The organism is Natronobacterium gregoryi SP2 (assembly GCF_000230715.2).
GTDB classification, from domain to species: Archaea; Halobacteriota; Halobacteria; order Halobacteriales; family Natrialbaceae; genus Natronobacterium; species Natronobacterium gregoryi.
The window spans coordinates 3368811-3385499 of the sequence record NC_019792.1; the positions used below are offsets into that span (position 1 = coordinate 3368811).

The following is a 16689-nucleotide window of genomic DNA, read 5'->3' on the forward strand; positions in this document are numbered from 1 at the left end:
CGCCCCTCTGATACGGATTACTGTAACGATTTGCCGGCGCAACCGCCGCCCGGGTCGCGGTTGTGCCGAAAATGACTTACAGTAAACCGTATGAGAACGAGACGATATCGGCGCTACTCCGACTCCATGCAGACTTCGAATCTCGCCCCACCGTCTTCACCGTCCGCAAGATCGATACTCCACCCGTGCCCCTCGACAACTGTCTCCACGATCGAGAGGCCGTACCCCGTATTCCCCTCGAGTGTCGTATAGCCCGAGTCAAAGACGTCATCGCGTTCGTTCGAGGGAATACCGTCACCCGTATCTTCGACGTAGAAGCCGACTTCGCCGTCGAACAGCCCAACCGTCACTGTGACATCCTCACCACCGTGTTCGACGGCATTACGAAACAGATTCTCGAACAGTTGCTGGAGACGGTCCGGGTCGGCATCGATCGTTCGCTCACACGCTGTTTCGAGCGTTGCGTCGCCCGTCTCGACGTACGACCACGCCCTTTCGACGACCGATTCGAGAGTCACCGGTCGCGGACGCTGTATCTCTTTTCCCTCTCGAGAGAGCCAGAGCAGATCCTCGATAATTTCTTCCATCCGAGTATGAGACGCTGCAACGTCGTTCAGATGGTCGAGATCACCGCTCTCTCGGGCGAGCTCGAGGTGCCCCGTAGCAACGTTTAGCGGGTTCCGCAAGTCATGGGAGACCAGACTTGCAAACTCTGCAAGACGACTGTTCCGTTCTTCGAGTTGTCGCTCGTTCCTGATTCGGTCCAAAACGGCTGTGAGAATCGAAGCGATGATCTTCACGAGCCATTCGTCGTCGTCGGTGAAACACCCCGGTTCTCGTGCTCCGATCAGAACGACACCGTGATCACCGAGTGGAAGAACGAGCTTACTTCGAAGATCAGTCTCTGCGTTGGAGGCATTTTCAGCGGTCCAGACGTCATCGCATCGGCGAGCGACACCCGTTTCGTAAACCTCCCGGACAATTTCCTCACCGGCCTCGAACGTCGGTCGATCTGTCGTCACACCGTCGCCCTGGTCCGAGACCGATACCGGCTCGAGTGCGTCTGTTTCCGTATCGGAGAGAAAGACTCTGTGCAGATCACACTCGAGTAGCATTGTCACGTGTTCACTAACCTGTTTGCAGGCTTCGCTCCGAGAGTCAGCCTCGATCCACCCCGTTGTTGCTCGATACAGGCGCTTGAACTTCTCTTCCCGTCGTTTTCGGTCAGTTATCTCGTCGTTGACGGCGACGAAGTGGCTTATCTGCCCTTGGCTATCGGTGAGAGGGGCGATAGTCTGATTGGCGATGTATCGGGACCCGTCTTTTCTCTCGTTGATAATTTCGTTTTGCCAGGTCTCTCCCTCGAGAATCGTCTCCCACAGTTGCCGATAGTACTCGGTGTCGTGTGCCCCTGATTTGAGAACCCGTGGTGTTGACCCCGCGACGTCCGAATACGCATAGCCTGTTACGTCTTCGAAGGCCGCGTTCGCGTATAAAATCTCACCACTAGAGTCAGTGATGTACATCGAGTGGCCAGACCGAGCGATCGCTTCTCTGAACAACTCGAGTGTTTCTTGCTGTCGTTTCTCGTCTGTAATGTCTCGAACGTGTAAGGCAAAAGCAGTGTCTCCCTCATACTGGATCGATTGGACGGTAAGCTCCGTCCAGAATTCCGTTCCATCGTTGGCTTCACACTGCCATTCGATGGGCTGTATGGACTCGCTGTGGCCGTGCTCTAAAAGCTCACTCAACGACGCGTCCAACGCAGGTTGGGCCTCAGCGCCGACCGATTCGAGGGACTGCTGCCGAAGTTCGTCCACCGTGTACCCCCAATAGTCACACGCCGTTTTGTTAGCTGTAGTAATCGTCGCCCGTGCTGGGTCGTACACGAGAACCGCATGCGGGACGGAGTCGAGCAACTCGGCCAGCGGCGGCTCGTCGTGATGCGCTTCGATAGCATCTTCGATCCGGTGTGCAATACCCGCAGAATGTGCATCTGAGAGCGGTAGATACTCGGTTACCCCTGCATTGACTGCATCCCTCGCAACCGTCGTTAGGTCACCAGCAACAAAGAGAAAAAATGGCACCTCCGAATTCTCCTGCCGAACCGTTCTGAGGAGTTCGACTCCCGTTCCCTCCAAAAGCTCCTGTCTGCTCAGAATACAGTCGATCGACTTCGTCTCGAGAGTCGACGTTGCGTCGCTAATTCCGGTCGCAACTGTAAGTTCGACCTCGCTACAGACCCGTCTATTCCGTGTGAAGATCGTACGAAGGCTGTTTGTCTGCCCGTTGGTATCTTCGACAGCGAGTATTCGGTCGGTCATGGATTGGGGTTGGTGTTCGACGACCGGCAAGTGGTCAGCAGCCGTGGTTGCGCTCGTACAGCGAACAACTGGACGTTACACAGATAACAGCGGTGATTTCGGGCGCGTGTCCAGTGATTCGTCTCGGGAACACCTCGGACTCGCTCGAATTCGTTCGAGCTTTCTAACAGAGAGACCGTGCTGTAGTTGGCTGGGAAAGCGTTACACAGCCCGAACAGTCAGAAGGGAAGGGAGACAACTAACAGGACAGGGAGAAGACAGCCAGTGGCGGGCCAAGCTTGCACTGCTGGGTCGACCCTGGTGGCGGGCCAAGCCTGAACTGATGGGTCGAATCTGGCGGTGTGGCTCGATTCGGCCCGTCAGTCGACGGTTGGGACGGTACTAGTCGTGTGGTCGGTTCGACACAGCAGTCGACGCTTGGAACGGGGCCAGATGCTGCCTACCGAGAACCGTCCACCCGCCACCGCTCTCGTTACCGCTCCTCGGGCAGTTCCAACACTGTCACCGCGCTCACCCAGTATCTTTCGTTCCGTCTGGCACTCTACGCGAGTTCGAGGACACGGCAGCGATTCCGGTCACACCGAGACGACCCAACCGAATCGAGTCGAACAACCGCTTCGAGAACCAGCAGTCGATCGTGACTCGAGGAAGACCTTTACACGGGTCGTCGATCCTGTCAGTAGTCATTGAAACTCTCTTTTTACGGTAGTACACTTGTAATGACATGTGGGCCAGGTCGGTAGCGACACTCGGTCGCCGAAAGAACGTCAGCACGCACCTGAACGCGTGGAATGTGTCAGTCGACGACTCCGCAAGCTCCTCTCAGATTTGCTGGGGAGAACCCCCCACAGCCGTCTTGTCCGCCCTTTCGAGGGACTCTGCGTCGGCAAGCACTAACTGGAAGCCGTTGCGGACGTCGTGACGAGCTACCGTATCAAAAGACCCGATTTCACCGTCTATCCTCCACCTGTCGTAGGTGCACTCGGACCGGCAACTCCGATCGGACGGACTGCTTTCACCACTGGCTGCTGTCGGCCTCGTCCTGGCTCTTCTCGAGATTGGGCTCTCTTGCCGATCGGTTAGCTGTCTTCTGTCTGGTCTTCACCGCGAGCGAAACTCGCCTGCGGGTCGTCAGTGGCGGCGGCGGGGCCGTCGATGAGGTCCTCGAAGTTATCTACTTGCTCGTACTGCCCCTGGTAGAGCAGTGCCGCCTTCCCGTCGGACGTGATTTCGTACAGGCCGGAGCGTTCGGCCGGACCGATCTTCCGAACGAGGCCGTAGTCTTCGAGCACCGGTAATCGTGTGTTGATGTTCTTCCGACTCTTCCCCGTGTGGGAGGCCAGATTCGTCGCAACGTTTCGACCTTTGTCCTCGAGTTCCTCTAGGATGAGGAAGTCAGTTGGTTGACGGAGTTTCATCGTTAAACTCTCGAGACGAAAGGTTATCCCCACTGGAAACTAAGACCTTTCGGCCAACATGATTGGGACGGTATCTCCCAGTTCACAGGCGGTACGAGGCGGCTGCCCCGACCCTTGAGGTCGGGGAGGAAGCCGACAATCGATGTAACAAACCATGCCACAATGGCTGGTCGAAGGGTGTCAACTGATCTTCCGAGATGACGAGAGACGGAGTCTCTCGAACCACGTGACCTCGAGGCGATTTACGTGCTCGGGCCACGGTGAGTTCGACGTGGTTTCACTCGTGGCGACCCAGGCTTGCACTGCTGGGTCGAATCTGGTTGTGTGTGTCGGTTCGACTCGTCAGTCGACGGGTGACACAGTAGTAACGTTCGATACCACACTTTCCCGGCGACTGGATCGGCGAGACAAATAGTCTGAAAAAGATAATTTCTGTCGTCTTCTTCTACAAGAGATACGTTTGTCCGATCTCGGTAGCCGTGTGACGGGCCGTGAGAACTGATCCACCGTGGCAGCGGTTGCTGGTAAGACCGCCGGCAGCGGCGTCGCTGACGACGCGTTTCTGGCCCAACACGAAACGACACCCTCGTGCAAGCGGACCCGCAGACGCCGGAAACAGCCGAGAAGAGGAGACTCTGCTCTCGTCGGACCGACAGCGGCAGACTGCCAGTGTTACTCGTCGCTGAGTCGAACTTCGAGAGACTGCAACTCGATTCAGGCGATCACCGCCTTTCGGCCGTCGAACCACCGTCTGTCGCTAACTCCGTCGTGCCGTGTGGCTCCACTCGAGCCTATATGTTCTATAAAATAACTATATAGTGGACTGATAGTTGTATTTATTGATACTAACTCTCTCTGACGTTCGTCCGGAGTGTTCCTCTCGACCCACACTCCGAGGAGTCGGTGTCTCGACCGAGGTAGTCGACCGTGGGAGCGAGACGGACTGCTGTCCCGATGTCCCGGCGCGACCGCGAGTCCTTCTGCGGCCGCGCCGGAACTGACGGACAGCAAACCGTGTCAATGCCCCCGCCGTTAACTGAACACGGTCAGCGAACGACCGAATCGTGAATCGACCTTCGCCACGCCCTGCAAGACGAGGAATCCGCCCTCGGATCTCTACCGGATGTGGCGTTCGAGGTTCCAATCCCCACTCGAGGAGAACCGTCGCCAGACTGGGGGAACTCTCTTTTCGGCTGTGTTGAATCACTAGTGGGGTAGTTTACACCAACAACCGATAGCGGTTCTCCCGTCGGGCCTACCGCTCGACTTGCACCTGAAGTCGCAGGTATGCGCTCACAATCGCTATCACACTCAGTACGAGACTCGATGCACGATCGCGAACGATTCGAGAGCAAATCGGACGGAATCGTCCGACCTCTCTCGAGGGGTCACGAGACTATCTGGTCGGCTCGATCCTACGTCTCGTCTTCGGCCAGTTCGATGTAGAACTCGCCGTCGCTATCGGACTCGTCATCGGTCTCGACGATACTGACCCCGACCGTGTCGGCATCGGCAGCCGTGAGGTCGGTTGCATCGTCGTCTTCGTCGCCGCCGGCTTCGACGTCGGTACTGAGCGTTCCGTTTTCGAACTCGAGTGAATACCCCTCGTCAGTTTCGAACTGGAGTTGCATGTGATGGCTGCGGACCGTCTTTTCGTCGAGGTCGACAGTCGCGTGGATCGTACCGTCGTCGTCGTCAGTCGTCACTGTAACGTCGACTTCGTCGTCGTCGCGGTCGGTAACCGATAGTTCGATGGCGTCGGGCTCGCCGAGTGACGCCTGAACGTTGTAGGTGATGTCGTCGTCATCGAGCAGTGCCGACGTAACCCGATCGGCTTCGTCGTCCGTCAGCCGATCACTGTCCTCGACAGTCACCGACACGTCGTCAAACGCTGCAGTAGTGCCGTTGATCGCGAGGGCGTTTTCGACTTCCTCGAGCGAGACGGTCACCGACGCACGCGGGAGGCGGTTGTTGGGTGGCGAGAGACGGACGTCGTACTCGTCGTCGATAGCGACGAGTTCACCGTCGTCGAGTTCGTGTGACTGATAGACGTCTGTCTGGAGGGTATCGACGCCATCGAAGTGGTCCTGGAGGGACTCGTTCTCACGAACGAAGGCGACAAGCTCGTCGACTTCTTCGTCGGTGAGCACGTCATCGTGGTCACCGACGTCGAAGTCAGTGCTCGAGAGCGATGCGTCAGCGGGGGCTGTCGTGTACTCGCCCTCGGCAGCCGCGAACCCCACAGTTACGAGGAGTACGAGTGCTGCAAGAGCGAGCACGTAAGCGGTGTAGCGGTAGTTGCGTTGCATGGCTAGACCAGTTCAGGCGGCAGTTCGCCCATCACCACTCGTCGGCGATCGGGCGAATCACCGCGTCGGGACCTTGTCAGAAACACCTCTTAAATCCCCGTTGGAAAGAAGAACGAAACGCGTTTCGGCGGTGTTTCGAACCTGTTTCATCTGTTTCATCCGTTTCAGGAAAACTCGAACCACTGTTTTCATATTGGTGCTTGCGACCATTGAAACACGATGCTGCCGGTTCCCGTCCCTCGGATCGCGTTCGCAGCCTCGCTCGTCGTCCTCGGGTTCAGCCTTGCCACCTTCGGTACCGTCGTTGGTGGTCTTTCGACGGCAACGGCTGGCGAAGTCACTGTCACCAACGACACCGTCGTATTCGTCGACGACAGCGGTGACCGAACGCCAATCGCCGACGCGACGACCACCGATCAAATCACCGTTTCCGACGAGAGTGGTCTGGTGACGGTTACGACCACTCAGCGTGAACCAGCAGCGTTGACCGACACACAGCGTGAAGCCGCCGCTCGAGTCGCCGTCTCGAACGCGACGCTCACCGAGCGCCTCCAGGCGTCAAACGGCATGACGGTCGACGTCGCACCGCTTCGAGCCGACGAGCCCGTCGATCGGCAACTTCGCCGTCCCGAGTTGGCGACCGACGCCTCCGCTGGCAGCACTGGGCCGACGTTCCGGCCGGGGACCGCTACCAGTGAAACGGTCACGCTCGAGCGAGCCGAACCACAGTTCCACGAAAACCGTGCGCTCGTCGTTGTCGAGCCCGTTACCGCGCCGAACGAGTATCGCGTCGTCGTCAATCTCACTGCAGAGACTGTCGAGCAGATACTCTCTCTCGAAGTTGTCAGCTAATATGTTCCCGAACGCCCTCCGAGACGGCCGAGTGGTTGGTGCCACCCTGCTCGTCGTCTCCACGTTCGTCCTCGGGGTACAGCTTTTGAACCCGCCCGAGCTCGTCGTTGCGACGAGCGGCCACGACGCCACCGTTGGAACGGTCGGCTACTACTTCCCATATCAGAACGCCGTCATCGTCGCCATCGCCGCATCTACGTTCGGTGCGACGACGACGTTTCTCGTCCTCGAAACTCGCTACGCGAGCAGCGACACCGCAGACGATTCCACAGTGACAGCCGACGACGCCGATCCAGCGGCACAACGGAGGAACTGGGAGGAGACCGCCGCAGAACTGTCCGCTACCGAACGAGTCGTCTACGAAACGGCACTGAAAGCCGGCGGTAAGATCCCACAGCGGGACATCGTCGAACAGACCGACCTCTCGAAGGCAACAGTCAGCCGAACGCTCGGGACTCTCGAGTCGCGGGACCTGCTGGCCAGAGAACGACGAGGAATGGGTAACGTCGTCGTGCTACAGTAACGTCCAGTCGATCGTCTCAGCGACCCCAGGAACTGTTCGAGGGTCTCGAGCAGTCGGGATGGGGTGGCTGCCGGATGGCAGACTCGTCGTGGTGTGTTCGGTCGACGACAGCAGGGGTGCCGTGAGTCGAACGGGGCCGACGCTGTCTGTCGGTTTCCACACGGCCATAACAGTAAAAGTGCAGTGACAGAGTTGCTCTGTCATGTCGAACGAGACCGAACCAGACGCAACGAGACGGAGAGTGTTGCAAACCTCGGCGGTCGGAGTAACTGCGGGAGCGGTGATCGGTGTCGGGTCGACACCGACCGCTGCTCGAGACAACGAAACTGACGCGGGTGACGAAGGGACCGACGACGGGACTGCTGGTGGTGACGAAGGAGCGGCAAACGACGGCGAAGCGTCACCGGCGTGTGACGGCTCTCCCAGCATGAGTCGGACGAGTGTAACCACGCCACAGAGTCGGATTACGAGCGACGATCCGGCCGTCGTCGAGGCTAACTTCCGTCCGGATCAAATGATCCCGGACGAATGTACTATCGTCGTCGACCTCGAGTTCAGCTTTACCGATTCTGGCTTTCAGTGGGGTGGCGGCGCAGAGTGGGATCAAGCGACTTCGGATCTCGTCGTGGGAACGTTCGAGGTGGGCCCTGGCGAAATTCGTGACATCCGTGGTGAACTCCACACGCAAGGTGCTGAAGCGGGCGACAGTGTCACGGTCGTCGCAGACTACGAGATCTGGTTCGAAGGGAATCCTGAAGAATCTGTACAGCAGAGTGGTATCAGACACACTATCGACGTCGAAGAGTCAAACCCCGCTCCAGAAGAGCCGGGTGGTGAAGGTGGGGGGCTGCTCGATAGCGTCCCTGGGTTCGGTGTTCTGAACGCCGTTGCAGGAATCGGTGGTGCTGCATACGCACTCAAACAGAGAGCGGCCGACGATAGTGAGTAGTCGCGGTTGCCGTTCCACAGCGGAAATGAACGCAGACGCTAACAGCGAAACTGGCAGATGGTGAGAACCGTCGAGACACGTCCAACGTACGAATGAACGAACGAGTACTTCAGGGGCTGTTGTTTTCCCTCGTGATCCTGGTTCTCTGTGGCCTCACAGTCGGGATAGCCGGTGGCTCCGACGGGATCGCCGAGGACGTAACCCAAACCGAGGAGGAAGTCGTGATCGACACCGATTGGGTGAACATCAACCTTCAGTCCCAGCGGACGACGGTAGAGCCGGGTGAGACGGTTCAGCTGAGTCATTCGGCTGCGAACCTCCACCCCGAAGACGAACTGACGGTCCAGCTCGTCTTGGAAGCCCCAAGCGGTGCTGACGTTTCGGGAACCGGCGACATAGACAGCGGGACCGCTGGTCAGTTCGTTACAACAACGGAGTTAGACCCCGGAGAGATCCAGGATCAGCGTATAGATATCGACTTGCTCGAGGCTGGCGAGTACGAACTAACTGGACAAGCGATCTACTACTTCGGTGACGACCCCGATACGAGTCGGACGGTCGAAATATCGCTGCCGATCGAGAAACAACCGCCGCCGCCCACGACTACCGAGAGAGTGGCCGACGTCACAACTGGAGCGATACTGGCGGTGCCTGGGCTTCAGCACTCCCTCGCCGAGGGACTGGAAACCCGAGCGGCTAGCGTCGACAACGAGATGATCCTGGGGATCTACGTCGGCGGCGTCGTCGGGCTGTCTGTCTTTCTTCTCGTGGTTCTCTCACCGGTCGTAACGCTTCTGACTGGGCGCAGTATCGTCGGCAGTATCCGCGGCCATCCCGGTGGAATAGCTATTGCGGAACGTACCGTGACGAAGTCTATCATGCTGGTTGGCTTCGCGCTCTTTCTGGTCGATATCTCTTCCGTCGCTAGCGACGGGACGTTCGACACCATCTGGTCGGCACAGGTCCTTTCGGCCCTGATCGTCGCCTCTCCGTTCGCCATCGTCGTCAGCGTCCTCGTACTGGTCAAAACACGCATCGTCGGGGCAGTTATCGAGGCGAAACGTCGATTGTTCGAATCGGTGGTCGATCGATGACAACGCCCCAGGGGAACGACGACGTATCGCCGGCACCGTTCCCGAATCCGCGACGCGGCGAGGTTCGAGCAGAGCGTCGGTAGCGGTCGACCCGAACTCGGTCACGCAGTCCCCTCGAGCGGGGCTGGCGATCATTGGTTTCTTGGTGTGACAATTCGAGTGGTCACGGTATGAGCCAAGCGACGCTGACGGAGCGGCCCTACGTCAACTCGAGTCTCTTCTCGGGCCACTATCTCGACGACCGCATCGAAGATCGCGAGGAGTGGAACTGCGACGAGGACGCGCGGGCGGCAATGAAGGACCTCGAGGAGTTGTACGACCTCGAGTCGGATCTCGTTTCGGGGTATGCCGAAGATCCGCTGATCGACAACTGGATCGCCGAGGTGCTCGACATCCTGGGGTTCGGAACCAACGTCGAGACGACGCTTCCCGACGGCGGTGGCTACGTCGACACACTGTTGTTCGACGACACCGAGACACGCCGGGACGCCGCAGAAGTCTACCTGAGTACGGAGGAGACGACGGATCTGTTCGACCGTGGCGTCGGTCTGGTGGAGGCCAAGCAGTGGGATGCGGATTTCACGACCCGATTCAGCGAGCAGCGACCGTACCGCAACGCCTCCCACCAGATCAAACACTACCTCGAGCGGACGCCCGAGAACATCCAGTGGGGGATTCTCACCAACGGCCGCAAGTGGCGGCTGTACGGTACCAAAGATTACGAGACCCAGACCTACTTCGAGGTCGACCTGCCGGAACTGCTCGAGGGCGGTGATCTCGAGGCGTTCAAATACTTCTACGTCTTTTTCCGGCCCGAGGCGTTTCGCGAGCGTGCGGGAGAGACGTTTCTGGATTCGGTTCGGTCCGAGAGCGAAACCGTCGCCCAGGAACTCGGTGCGGACCTGCAGGACAACGAGCGTGTCATACAATGGTCCTCAACATTCATTATCTGCTGCCGCCCGCTTGAACAAAACCGATGACTGGTGATTCACAGAGTACACGCGAAATGCGAGCTGTATAATCGCTAGGCAGAGGTAGTGAGACGTATTCTATGACAGGCTGGAGGAAGCAATCGGGGAGTAGTACCGCGAGCGACCGTGGTGGCGAATCGGCTTTGCCCCAGATGTTGTGAGGCAGCGAGCCGTGAGTCAGATCCGTCCGTTCCCCTCGAACTCGAGAACGGGTGGGAAGACGGTACAGCCACAGGGGACGGCTGTCGCTTCTGCTGGCCCGTGGATCGTTGCGGCGACGATTTCGTCGCCACAGGTGGGACAGAGTGGGAACAGGTCGAAGTCGACGTCCGGTGTCGACGTGTCGGCGTCCGCTGTGGAACCGTCTCGATCCTCACGGTCGCGGGGGTCGTCCCCCGTCATCGGTGCCACCCGGTTTCGGGGGTTGGCAGTGCTCGAGTGTGATACGTCAGTCGTTCGGGACGTTTATGTCCCGGTAGAACGTACGCAAACATGGCTTCAGGCCTCTCGGCTGGAAGCCACGTCTCGGGTGCCTTATCACCCGGGGCATTTCGACGCGCCCCTGCTGGAGAGTGGCTTCCGTTCTGATTGTTGACTCGTCAGTGCTTATATCTATTGGTGTCGGAATCGTAGTGAACGGGTTCCACGCCACGAATGCGACTGCTGTAGACTGGATGACTGTCTCTCGCCGGCTTCCAGTCCCGGCCGGTGACGGCCAACGCTCGACTCGATGGCTCGTCTGTGACCGTCACCGACGACTCGAGACCAGTAGCGAAGAAAGGAGGACAGTTCGAGGGACGAGGCGTCCGCGGGTGTCGTCGCTCGAGGGCGTCCGAGTCGTTACGAGTCGGCGGACTCGGCCGAACTACTGGTTCGTCTGATCGATCCGGTTGCTTTCATGCGGGCGTATGCGATGCCGGCACCGAAGCCGACGACGCCCATCAGGCCGGCGAGTCCGGCGGCGATACCTTCGCTCACACCGTGATGGAGGATGGTTGGGTCCATGTGTCCCATCGGGAACGTTCTCCCGAGACTACATAAATTATACTATCTCAGTTTAGGTAGTACAACTTCGTTTGATTACCACAGAGAATATTTGGGTGACGGAGAGATAGTCGTAACTTCGATGGTGTCAGTATGAAGACGTATGGATCGACGAGCGATGCTACGACTTGCCGGTGTCACCGGAACGGCGGCGATGGCCGGCTGTCTCGCCGACAGCCTGGGGACCGACCCCGACGACGGCGACGAGTCCGAGTCGAACGGAGACGACGAAACACCCGCTGACGAGCAATCAGAAGACGACACAACCGACGGTGGACCGGAACGCTCCCCGGCGGAAACGGTGGTCGCCTTCTACGAGGCGATCGCCGACGGCGATGTCGACCGGGTCCACGACCTCCAACACGACGAGGCCGACCCATACGACGTGGACGACGAAGACGAATTCACCGTCGAAGCGACGGAAACGATCGCGACCGACGACGACAGTGCGACGGTCGAAACGCTCGTGACGGCCGACGGCGCAAGCGTCGCTCTCGGACCGGTCGTCGACCTCGAACTCGAAGACGGTGCCTGGCGCGTCCTCGAGGTCAGCCCCATCAGGCCGGACGACGACACGGCGCTCAGGCCGAACGCCACGTTCGAGGTCGATCGGGAGAACGGGAGCCAACGAATCACACACACCGCAGGTGACGACGTTCGAGCGTCGACTCTCTCCGTCCGCGGGGATGGCCTCGAGCAGACCGGGGCCTGGACCGATATCGGAGGCGACGCGAGCGCGGAGATCGACGGGGAACCGGCAGTCACCGCCGGTGACGCCGTCACCGTCGGCGTCGCGGACGACGACTCCCCTCTCGGTCGTCTGGGACGATGGGACGGTCGCCGTCGAACTCGCAGGGGTAGCCGGTGCGACCGCCTCGGCGACCGAGAGCGCCGACGGGGCGACAGCGTCCGACTCTGCGTCCGAATAGCCACTCATACGGATTGCTGTAACTAGTTACCGCCTATCGACAGAACGGGGACGGCGATCGGCGGTAAGTGACGACAGTAAGCCGTATGAGGACACGTTGCTCGAGTCGACGAGAGTGTGCTCGCGGAGAGTTGGCGAGGGGCGGTCGCCGGCCCAGTTTCGCTGGTGCAGCCCCGTGACGCGCCGGCCGACACATATAAAGAGTAACCCTTTTGCAACACCCCGACACACGTTCGAGCATGAGCCAGGATTGGCCAGTCGATCCGGACGGCGAGGAAGGAAGCGAGGGGATGCGCAAGTTCGACATGCGGATCATCGCGGACAAGGTAGACGAGGAAGCGGACTTTCCGATGGACGTCTCCGAGTTCGTCGACGAGTACGGCGAGTATCCGATCCGGATCAACCACGAGCGGGTCGTCGCGCTGCGTGAGATCTTCGAGTACGTCGATGCCGAGGAGTTCGAGGAACTGGTCGACATGCACAAGGCCGTCGGAGCGGCGATGCGCGAGGGGGACTTCTGGAAGTACCACCCGGAGGGGTCCGATCCCAAAAAGAAGCCCGCCTAACCACGTGACTGCGTGGCACATCTCGGATCTGGATTGCGTATCACTTATACGACGGGACGTTGGAAGGTTTTCGTACAGTGACTAATACGCAGGTTACGCTGGTCCAGATCGACAACTACGGTCCGTGGACGGTGACGCCAGAACCGAGACGAGAGGCTGACCTCCAGACACTACAGTCACGACTCTACGCCGATATCTCTCAGTTCGTCGGGAATCGTGGCGGATACGTGTTCTTTACGCGGTTCGACAACATGATCGCTGTGACGAACGGCCTCGACTTCGAGGACCATCGACTCCTCCAGGAGTCGGCCGGCAACCGCTACCCAGTCACGCTGAGTCTCGGGGTGGCGACTGGAACCGACCCCGTACAGGCGTTGTCCGACGCGACGACCCGCCTCCAGGAAGCCGGCAGCGCCCAGGACGAGAACCGACGAGAGTGTCTCGAGGGACGGACCATCGACGACGCGCACCGCTCCGACGAGGATGTCCAGATCGCCCACTTCGACGTCATCGACGCGACTGGCAACTACACGGACGAACTCAACGCTTTCGACACCTTCATCGAGATCGAACAGGGGTACGCCGAACTCATGCGACACATGCGGTACGCTCACGACAGTCTCTCGTTTTTCGTCGGTGGGGACAACGTGATCGTCGTCTGCCCCGACCTCGAAGACGAGGACTACGTCGAAGCGATCCACCACGTCGAGGAGGCCGCCGACGTCAGCCTCCAGGTCGGCGTCGGCCACGGAGAAAACGCCCACGACGCGGGGTTTGAGGCGAAACACGCCCTCGAGACCTGTCGAGCCGACGGAACGCGCGTCGAACTCGCGTGGGAATCGTAATCCGACGACGCGCCAAACCGGGGTCTCTTCGAGAGCGACGTGCTTAAACGTGGCGTAGGTAGTTTTTAGCCGGACTATCGCTAGTATTCGAGTATGGAATCGGAACTGTCGGTCACGGACGTTCTAACCAACGAATACGTCGGGGTTAGCGAGTCGGATACCGTTCTGGATACGGTGACGCTCATGCGCGAAGAGCGTATGGGTGCGGCGCTCGTCATCCAGGGGACCGATCCGGTCGGTATCATGACCGAGTGGGACGTGCTCGGGCTGGTTGCCGACGAGGCGGACGTAGCCGAGACGACCGTCGGTGACGTCATGACGACGCCAGTCATCTCTGTCGCGCCCGAGCGGTCGCTTACCGACGCGGCGAACGTCATGGCACGAGAGAACATCCGCAACCTCGTCGTCGAGGACGGCGACGAGGACGAGGTTCTCGGGCTACTCACCCAGCGAGACGTCATTGCGGCTGCCGGGTCGTTCCAGGCGGCGGTGACACCCCACCGGTCGGCCGACTTCGGATCGGACATCGAGGCCGAACCGGCGACCGGGGAGCGCTCTCACAACACCCACCTCGCCAACGACGACCCCGATTCGGCGGTCAGCCCAGGTAGCGGCGACGAGTACACGACCCAGGGTGTCTGTGAGGCGTGTGGCTCGCTCGCAGAGTCGCTCTGGGAGTCGAACGGTCAACTCATCTGTGCGGACTGTCGGACAGTGTGATCTCTCCCGTTCTCCCCGTCACTGTTTTCCGTCCGTCGCTCCCGGGCCAGCCCCAAGGCAAGTCACAGTCGTGCCGGAACAGAAGTACACCAACTCGTCTGCCCACCGGTCGCCGATCCGACCGTCCCGGAGGCCCACCCTCTCGAGTAGCCACAGCGATCGCCCGCCTCGACGATCGAGAGGCCGCCGGGACCACCGTCGGTGTTCTCGTCGGGCCCGACAGTCCGCTCTCTCGCCGCGACCGGGACCGCAAAGCTCCGGGCCCGCGTCGACCTACTCTCGGAGCCACTCGAGCGTCGTGGCCGGCCCGCGCTCTCTCCCGAGTCGTGGTCGAGCGGGAGGGCTCTCGCCACGCGGCGACATCGACCCTCCGTCCGCCCGTGACGGCGACGCCACCGATTCGAAGCACGCTTGCGATCGGCGACGGGTCGCGGATCTCGAGACCGTCACCCTCAATGGTTCGGCGAGCGTCTTCGGAGACGAGGCGTTCGAGCGCGCCACTCGAGAACGCGACGGAGCAGTGACCGACGTCCCGGCGGGCAACGCCGGTGTCGAGGCGGTTGCCACCCTGAGTCTCGCCATCGAAGCGGTCGACCGCGTCGAACTGGTCGTATCACGACGCTGTGAGCGCTCCCGCCGAACCGCCACCCACAATAGATCAGCGAGAACGAGTATGGCAGAACCGACGATTGAGATCGATCCCGCGACGACAGACGAAATCGACGCCGTCACAGAGCTGTGGGTTCGACTCGCTCGCGATCAACGCCAGTACGACTCCTACGTCCGTGCGGAGACGAACCGCGACCGAATGCGGGAGACGCTCGCAGCCCACGCTGCAAGCGACGGACTGCTCGTCGCCCGTGCCGACGGCACCCTCGCCGGCTTCGCCTCGTTCTCGGTCGAACGTGGGACGCTCGATCTGGACGCCACTCGAGGGACGTTGTCGAACCTGTACGTCGAACCGGCCTACCGCGACTACGGGATCGGAACTGCGCTACTCGAGCGGGCAGAAGCCACGCTCGCGGAGCGAGACGTCGACGTGATGGTTCTCGAGGTGATGGCGGACAACGAGCTAGCACGGCGATTCTACCGGGACTGTGGCTACGAGACGTTCCGCGTGACGATGGAACGGTCGCTCGAGGAGCCGGTGGAAAACGATACACACTCAAAGGAGGAGCGGTAACTCTCGGGCGGTGCCAGGGGAGCATGGGTGGTTCATGCACTCGACTTGTAATCGAGACTTCCGGGGTTCAAATCCCTGCCCTGGCTTCAAACTTTAGGTTCAAAGCCTCTACCACCAGGTATCCGAATAGTCACCAATTCGAACGGTGGTAGTTCGCTGAATCTCAGGTTCAAAGCTCATTCTACCAGCGGTCAACAGGGGTGTTCAGCGTGAGCTCCGCAACCGACGGGTCCGGCCCGTTCTGCGGGGCGATGGGCTGTACCAACGACGCTGACGTCGTCATCCACTACCCCAAGCACGGCGAGCGAACGGTCTGTGACGACTGCGCCGAGGGCTACGAGGTGGTCCGCGATGTCTGATGAGCAGGATGTCCGTCCCGAGGACGCACTTCAGGTCGCCCAGCGTGCGCTCCAGAAGTGCAACGGCCTCGAGGACGACCTCGAGGAGCTTCGCGAGGAGTACGACGAACTCGCCGAGGAACTCACCGCGGTCAAGCTTCGTCTGTCGGAAGAGGACGACGATGCTGAATACCGTGATCTCTCGCTCGATACCAAGATCGGGATGGTTCGCGAGCACGCCTACCAGAAGGCCGTCAACGGACACGGTCGAGCAACGCTCACCTACGATGATGTCATGTGGGAGGTGTTCGACGGCGAGCCAGGGAACAACCAGTGCTATCGGTTGCTCCGACGTGCAGCTGGCTACGACAACGACGGCGACCGCATCCAGGACATCCCTGGCTTCGATCTCGACGAGAACAGCCGGCCGATGAAGTTGACTGTGGATGCAGAGGCGGCAAAACGAGGTGTCGCCTTTTCTTCCCGGAATAATTCGAGTCCGGGAGAGGTGTTCTGAGAATGGGTTTCTTCCACCGGGGAATCCCGCCTCCCTACCTCATGCTGTAATTGTATGTAAGTGTAGTTGTGTAAGTAACTGTCGAGTAGCCGGGAGTACACCGAATCC

General features: G+C 60.0%; 16 protein-coding genes, 1 tRNA gene and 1 pseudogene. 13 read left to right on the forward strand and 5 right to left on the reverse strand.

Annotation, left to right across the window (positions count from 1 at the left end):
• Positions 1–113 precede the first annotated feature (113 nt).
• The 3 genes from NATGR_RS16515 to NATGR_RS16525 all read right to left on the reverse strand — a co-directional run bounded on the left by NATGR_RS16515 (position 114) and on the right by NATGR_RS16525 (position 6051).
• On the reverse strand, positions 114–2324 hold the full coding sequence (locus NATGR_RS16515; protein WP_005576791.1) for a PAS domain S-box protein: 2211 nt from the start codon (positions 2322–2324) through the stop codon (positions 114–116).
• Positions 2325–3403: 1079 nt separating this feature from the next.
• On the reverse strand, positions 3404–3742 hold the full coding sequence (locus NATGR_RS16520) for a winged helix-turn-helix domain-containing protein (RefSeq protein ID WP_005576789.1): 339 nt from the start codon (positions 3740–3742) through the stop codon (positions 3404–3406).
• Positions 3743–5157: 1415 nt separating this feature from the next.
• Positions 5158–6051 (reverse strand): hypothetical protein, encoded by an 894-nt coding sequence (locus NATGR_RS16525; RefSeq protein WP_005576788.1) that lies wholly within the window; start codon positions 6049–6051, stop codon positions 5158–5160.
• A 219-nt stretch (positions 6052–6270) separates the two neighbouring features.
• On the opposite strand from NATGR_RS16525, the gene NATGR_RS16530 reads away from it, so the two are divergent.
• From NATGR_RS16530 to NATGR_RS16550, 5 genes and pseudogenes are all read left to right on the forward strand, one after another.
• Positions 6271–6903 (forward strand): hypothetical protein, encoded by a 633-nt coding sequence (locus NATGR_RS16530; protein WP_005576786.1) that lies wholly within the window; start codon positions 6271–6273, stop codon positions 6901–6903.
• 1 nt (position 6904) lies between these two features.
• Positions 6905–7426 (forward strand): helix-turn-helix transcriptional regulator, encoded by a 522-nt coding sequence (locus tag NATGR_RS16535; RefSeq protein WP_005576784.1) that lies wholly within the window; start codon positions 6905–6907, stop codon positions 7424–7426.
• Between the two features lie 202 nt (positions 7427–7628).
• On the forward strand, positions 7629–8375 hold the full coding sequence (locus NATGR_RS16540; protein WP_005576782.1) for a PGF-CTERM sorting domain-containing protein: 747 nt from the start codon (positions 7629–7631) through the stop codon (positions 8373–8375).
• Positions 8376–8467: 92 nt separating this feature from the next.
• A complete protein-coding gene (locus NATGR_RS16545) occupies positions 8468–9469 on the forward strand; it encodes a COG1361 family protein (protein WP_005576781.1) in 1002 nt (333 codons plus the stop codon).
• A 170-nt stretch (positions 9470–9639) separates the two neighbouring features.
• Positions 9640–10383, forward strand: a pseudogene (locus tag NATGR_RS16550) (restriction endonuclease); the annotation flags it as partial.
• Positions 10384–10617: 234 nt separating this feature from the next.
• On the opposite strand, the gene NATGR_RS16555 reads toward NATGR_RS16550, so the two are convergent.
• Entirely contained in the window at positions 10618–10842 is a 225-nt protein-coding gene (locus tag NATGR_RS16555) for a hypothetical protein (RefSeq protein WP_005576777.1), read from the reverse strand.
• 438 nt (positions 10843–11280) lie between these two features.
• Entirely contained in the window at positions 11281–11454 is a 174-nt protein-coding gene (locus NATGR_RS19685; protein ID WP_015233827.1) for a hypothetical protein, read from the reverse strand.
• A 133-nt stretch (positions 11455–11587) separates the two neighbouring features.
• On the opposite strand from NATGR_RS19685, the gene NATGR_RS16560 reads away from it, so the two are divergent.
• The 8 genes from NATGR_RS16560 (at position 11588) to NATGR_RS16590 (ending at position 16581) form a co-directional block, all read left to right on the forward strand.
• Positions 11588–12439, forward strand: coding sequence for a hypothetical protein (locus tag NATGR_RS16560; RefSeq protein ID WP_005576775.1), 852 nt, complete (start codon positions 11588–11590; stop codon positions 12437–12439).
• A gap of 212 nt (positions 12440–12651) precedes the next feature.
• Positions 12652–12978: a DUF5785 family protein gene (locus tag NATGR_RS16565; RefSeq protein WP_005576774.1), complete on the forward strand. Its 327-nt coding sequence runs from the start codon at positions 12652–12654 to the stop codon at positions 12976–12978.
• A gap of 77 nt (positions 12979–13055) precedes the next feature.
• The gene (locus tag NATGR_RS16570) at positions 13056–13823 is read left to right on the forward strand and encodes a GTP cyclohydrolase III (protein ID WP_005576772.1); all 768 of its coding nucleotides are present in this window, start codon (positions 13056–13058) and stop codon (positions 13821–13823) included.
• Positions 13824–13916: 93 nt separating this feature from the next.
• Positions 13917–14543 carry a CBS domain-containing protein gene (locus NATGR_RS16575; RefSeq protein WP_005576770.1) on the forward strand — a complete coding sequence of 209 codons (627 nt, stop codon included), beginning with the start codon at positions 13917–13919 and terminating at the stop codon, positions 14541–14543.
• 673 nt (positions 14544–15216) lie between these two features.
• The gene (locus tag NATGR_RS20025) at positions 15217–15726 is read left to right on the forward strand and encodes a GNAT family N-acetyltransferase (protein ID WP_172636027.1); all 510 of its coding nucleotides are present in this window, start codon (positions 15217–15219) and stop codon (positions 15724–15726) included.
• Between the two features lie 12 nt (positions 15727–15738).
• Positions 15739–15812: transfer RNA gene (locus tag NATGR_RS16585), tRNA-Thr, on the forward strand.
• Between the two features lie 123 nt (positions 15813–15935).
• Positions 15936–16085 (forward strand): hypothetical protein, encoded by a 150-nt coding sequence (locus NATGR_RS19690; RefSeq protein ID WP_155897305.1) that lies wholly within the window; start codon positions 15936–15938, stop codon positions 16083–16085.
• Positions 16078–16581 carry a hypothetical protein gene (locus NATGR_RS16590; RefSeq protein ID WP_005576764.1) on the forward strand — a complete coding sequence of 168 codons (504 nt, stop codon included), beginning with the start codon at positions 16078–16080 and terminating at the stop codon, positions 16579–16581. The genes NATGR_RS19690 and NATGR_RS16590 overlap by 8 nt, the downstream gene beginning before the upstream one ends.
• Positions 16582–16689 lie beyond the last annotated feature (108 nt).

Bases quoted from the DNA above. Each gene is read 5' to 3' on its own strand.
- NATGR_RS16515 (WP_005576791.1), bottom strand. From the start codon at position 2,324: ATGACCGACCGAATACTCGCTGTCGAAGATACCAACGGGCAGACAAAC.
- NATGR_RS16520 (WP_005576789.1), bottom strand. From the start codon at position 3,742: ATGAAACTCCGTCAACCAACTGACTTCCTCATCCTAGAGGAACTCGAG.
- NATGR_RS16525 (WP_005576788.1), bottom strand. From the start codon at position 6,051: ATGCAACGCAACTACCGCTACACCGCTTACGTGCTCGCTCTTGCAGCA.
- NATGR_RS16530 (WP_005576786.1), top strand. From the start codon at position 6,271: ATGCTGCCGGTTCCCGTCCCTCGGATCGCGTTCGCAGCCTCGCTCGTC.
- NATGR_RS16535 (WP_005576784.1), top strand. From the start codon at position 6,905: ATGTTCCCGAACGCCCTCCGAGACGGCCGAGTGGTTGGTGCCACCCTG.
- NATGR_RS16540 (WP_005576782.1), top strand. From the start codon at position 7,629: ATGTCGAACGAGACCGAACCAGACGCAACGAGACGGAGAGTGTTGCAA.
- NATGR_RS16545 (WP_005576781.1), top strand. From the start codon at position 8,468: ATGAACGAACGAGTACTTCAGGGGCTGTTGTTTTCCCTCGTGATCCTG.
- NATGR_RS16555 (WP_005576777.1), bottom strand. From the start codon at position 10,842: ATGACGGGGGACGACCCCCGCGACCGTGAGGATCGAGACGGTTCCACA.
- NATGR_RS19685 (WP_015233827.1), bottom strand. From the start codon at position 11,454: ATGGGACACATGGACCCAACCATCCTCCATCACGGTGTGAGCGAAGGT.
- NATGR_RS16560 (WP_005576775.1), top strand. From the start codon at position 11,588: ATGGATCGACGAGCGATGCTACGACTTGCCGGTGTCACCGGAACGGCG.
- NATGR_RS16565 (WP_005576774.1), top strand. From the start codon at position 12,652: ATGAGCCAGGATTGGCCAGTCGATCCGGACGGCGAGGAAGGAAGCGAG.
- NATGR_RS16575 (WP_005576770.1), top strand. From the start codon at position 13,917: ATGGAATCGGAACTGTCGGTCACGGACGTTCTAACCAACGAATACGTC.
- NATGR_RS20025 (WP_172636027.1), top strand. From the start codon at position 15,217: ATGGCAGAACCGACGATTGAGATCGATCCCGCGACGACAGACGAAATC.
- NATGR_RS16590 (WP_005576764.1), top strand. From the start codon at position 16,078: ATGTCTGATGAGCAGGATGTCCGTCCCGAGGACGCACTTCAGGTCGCC.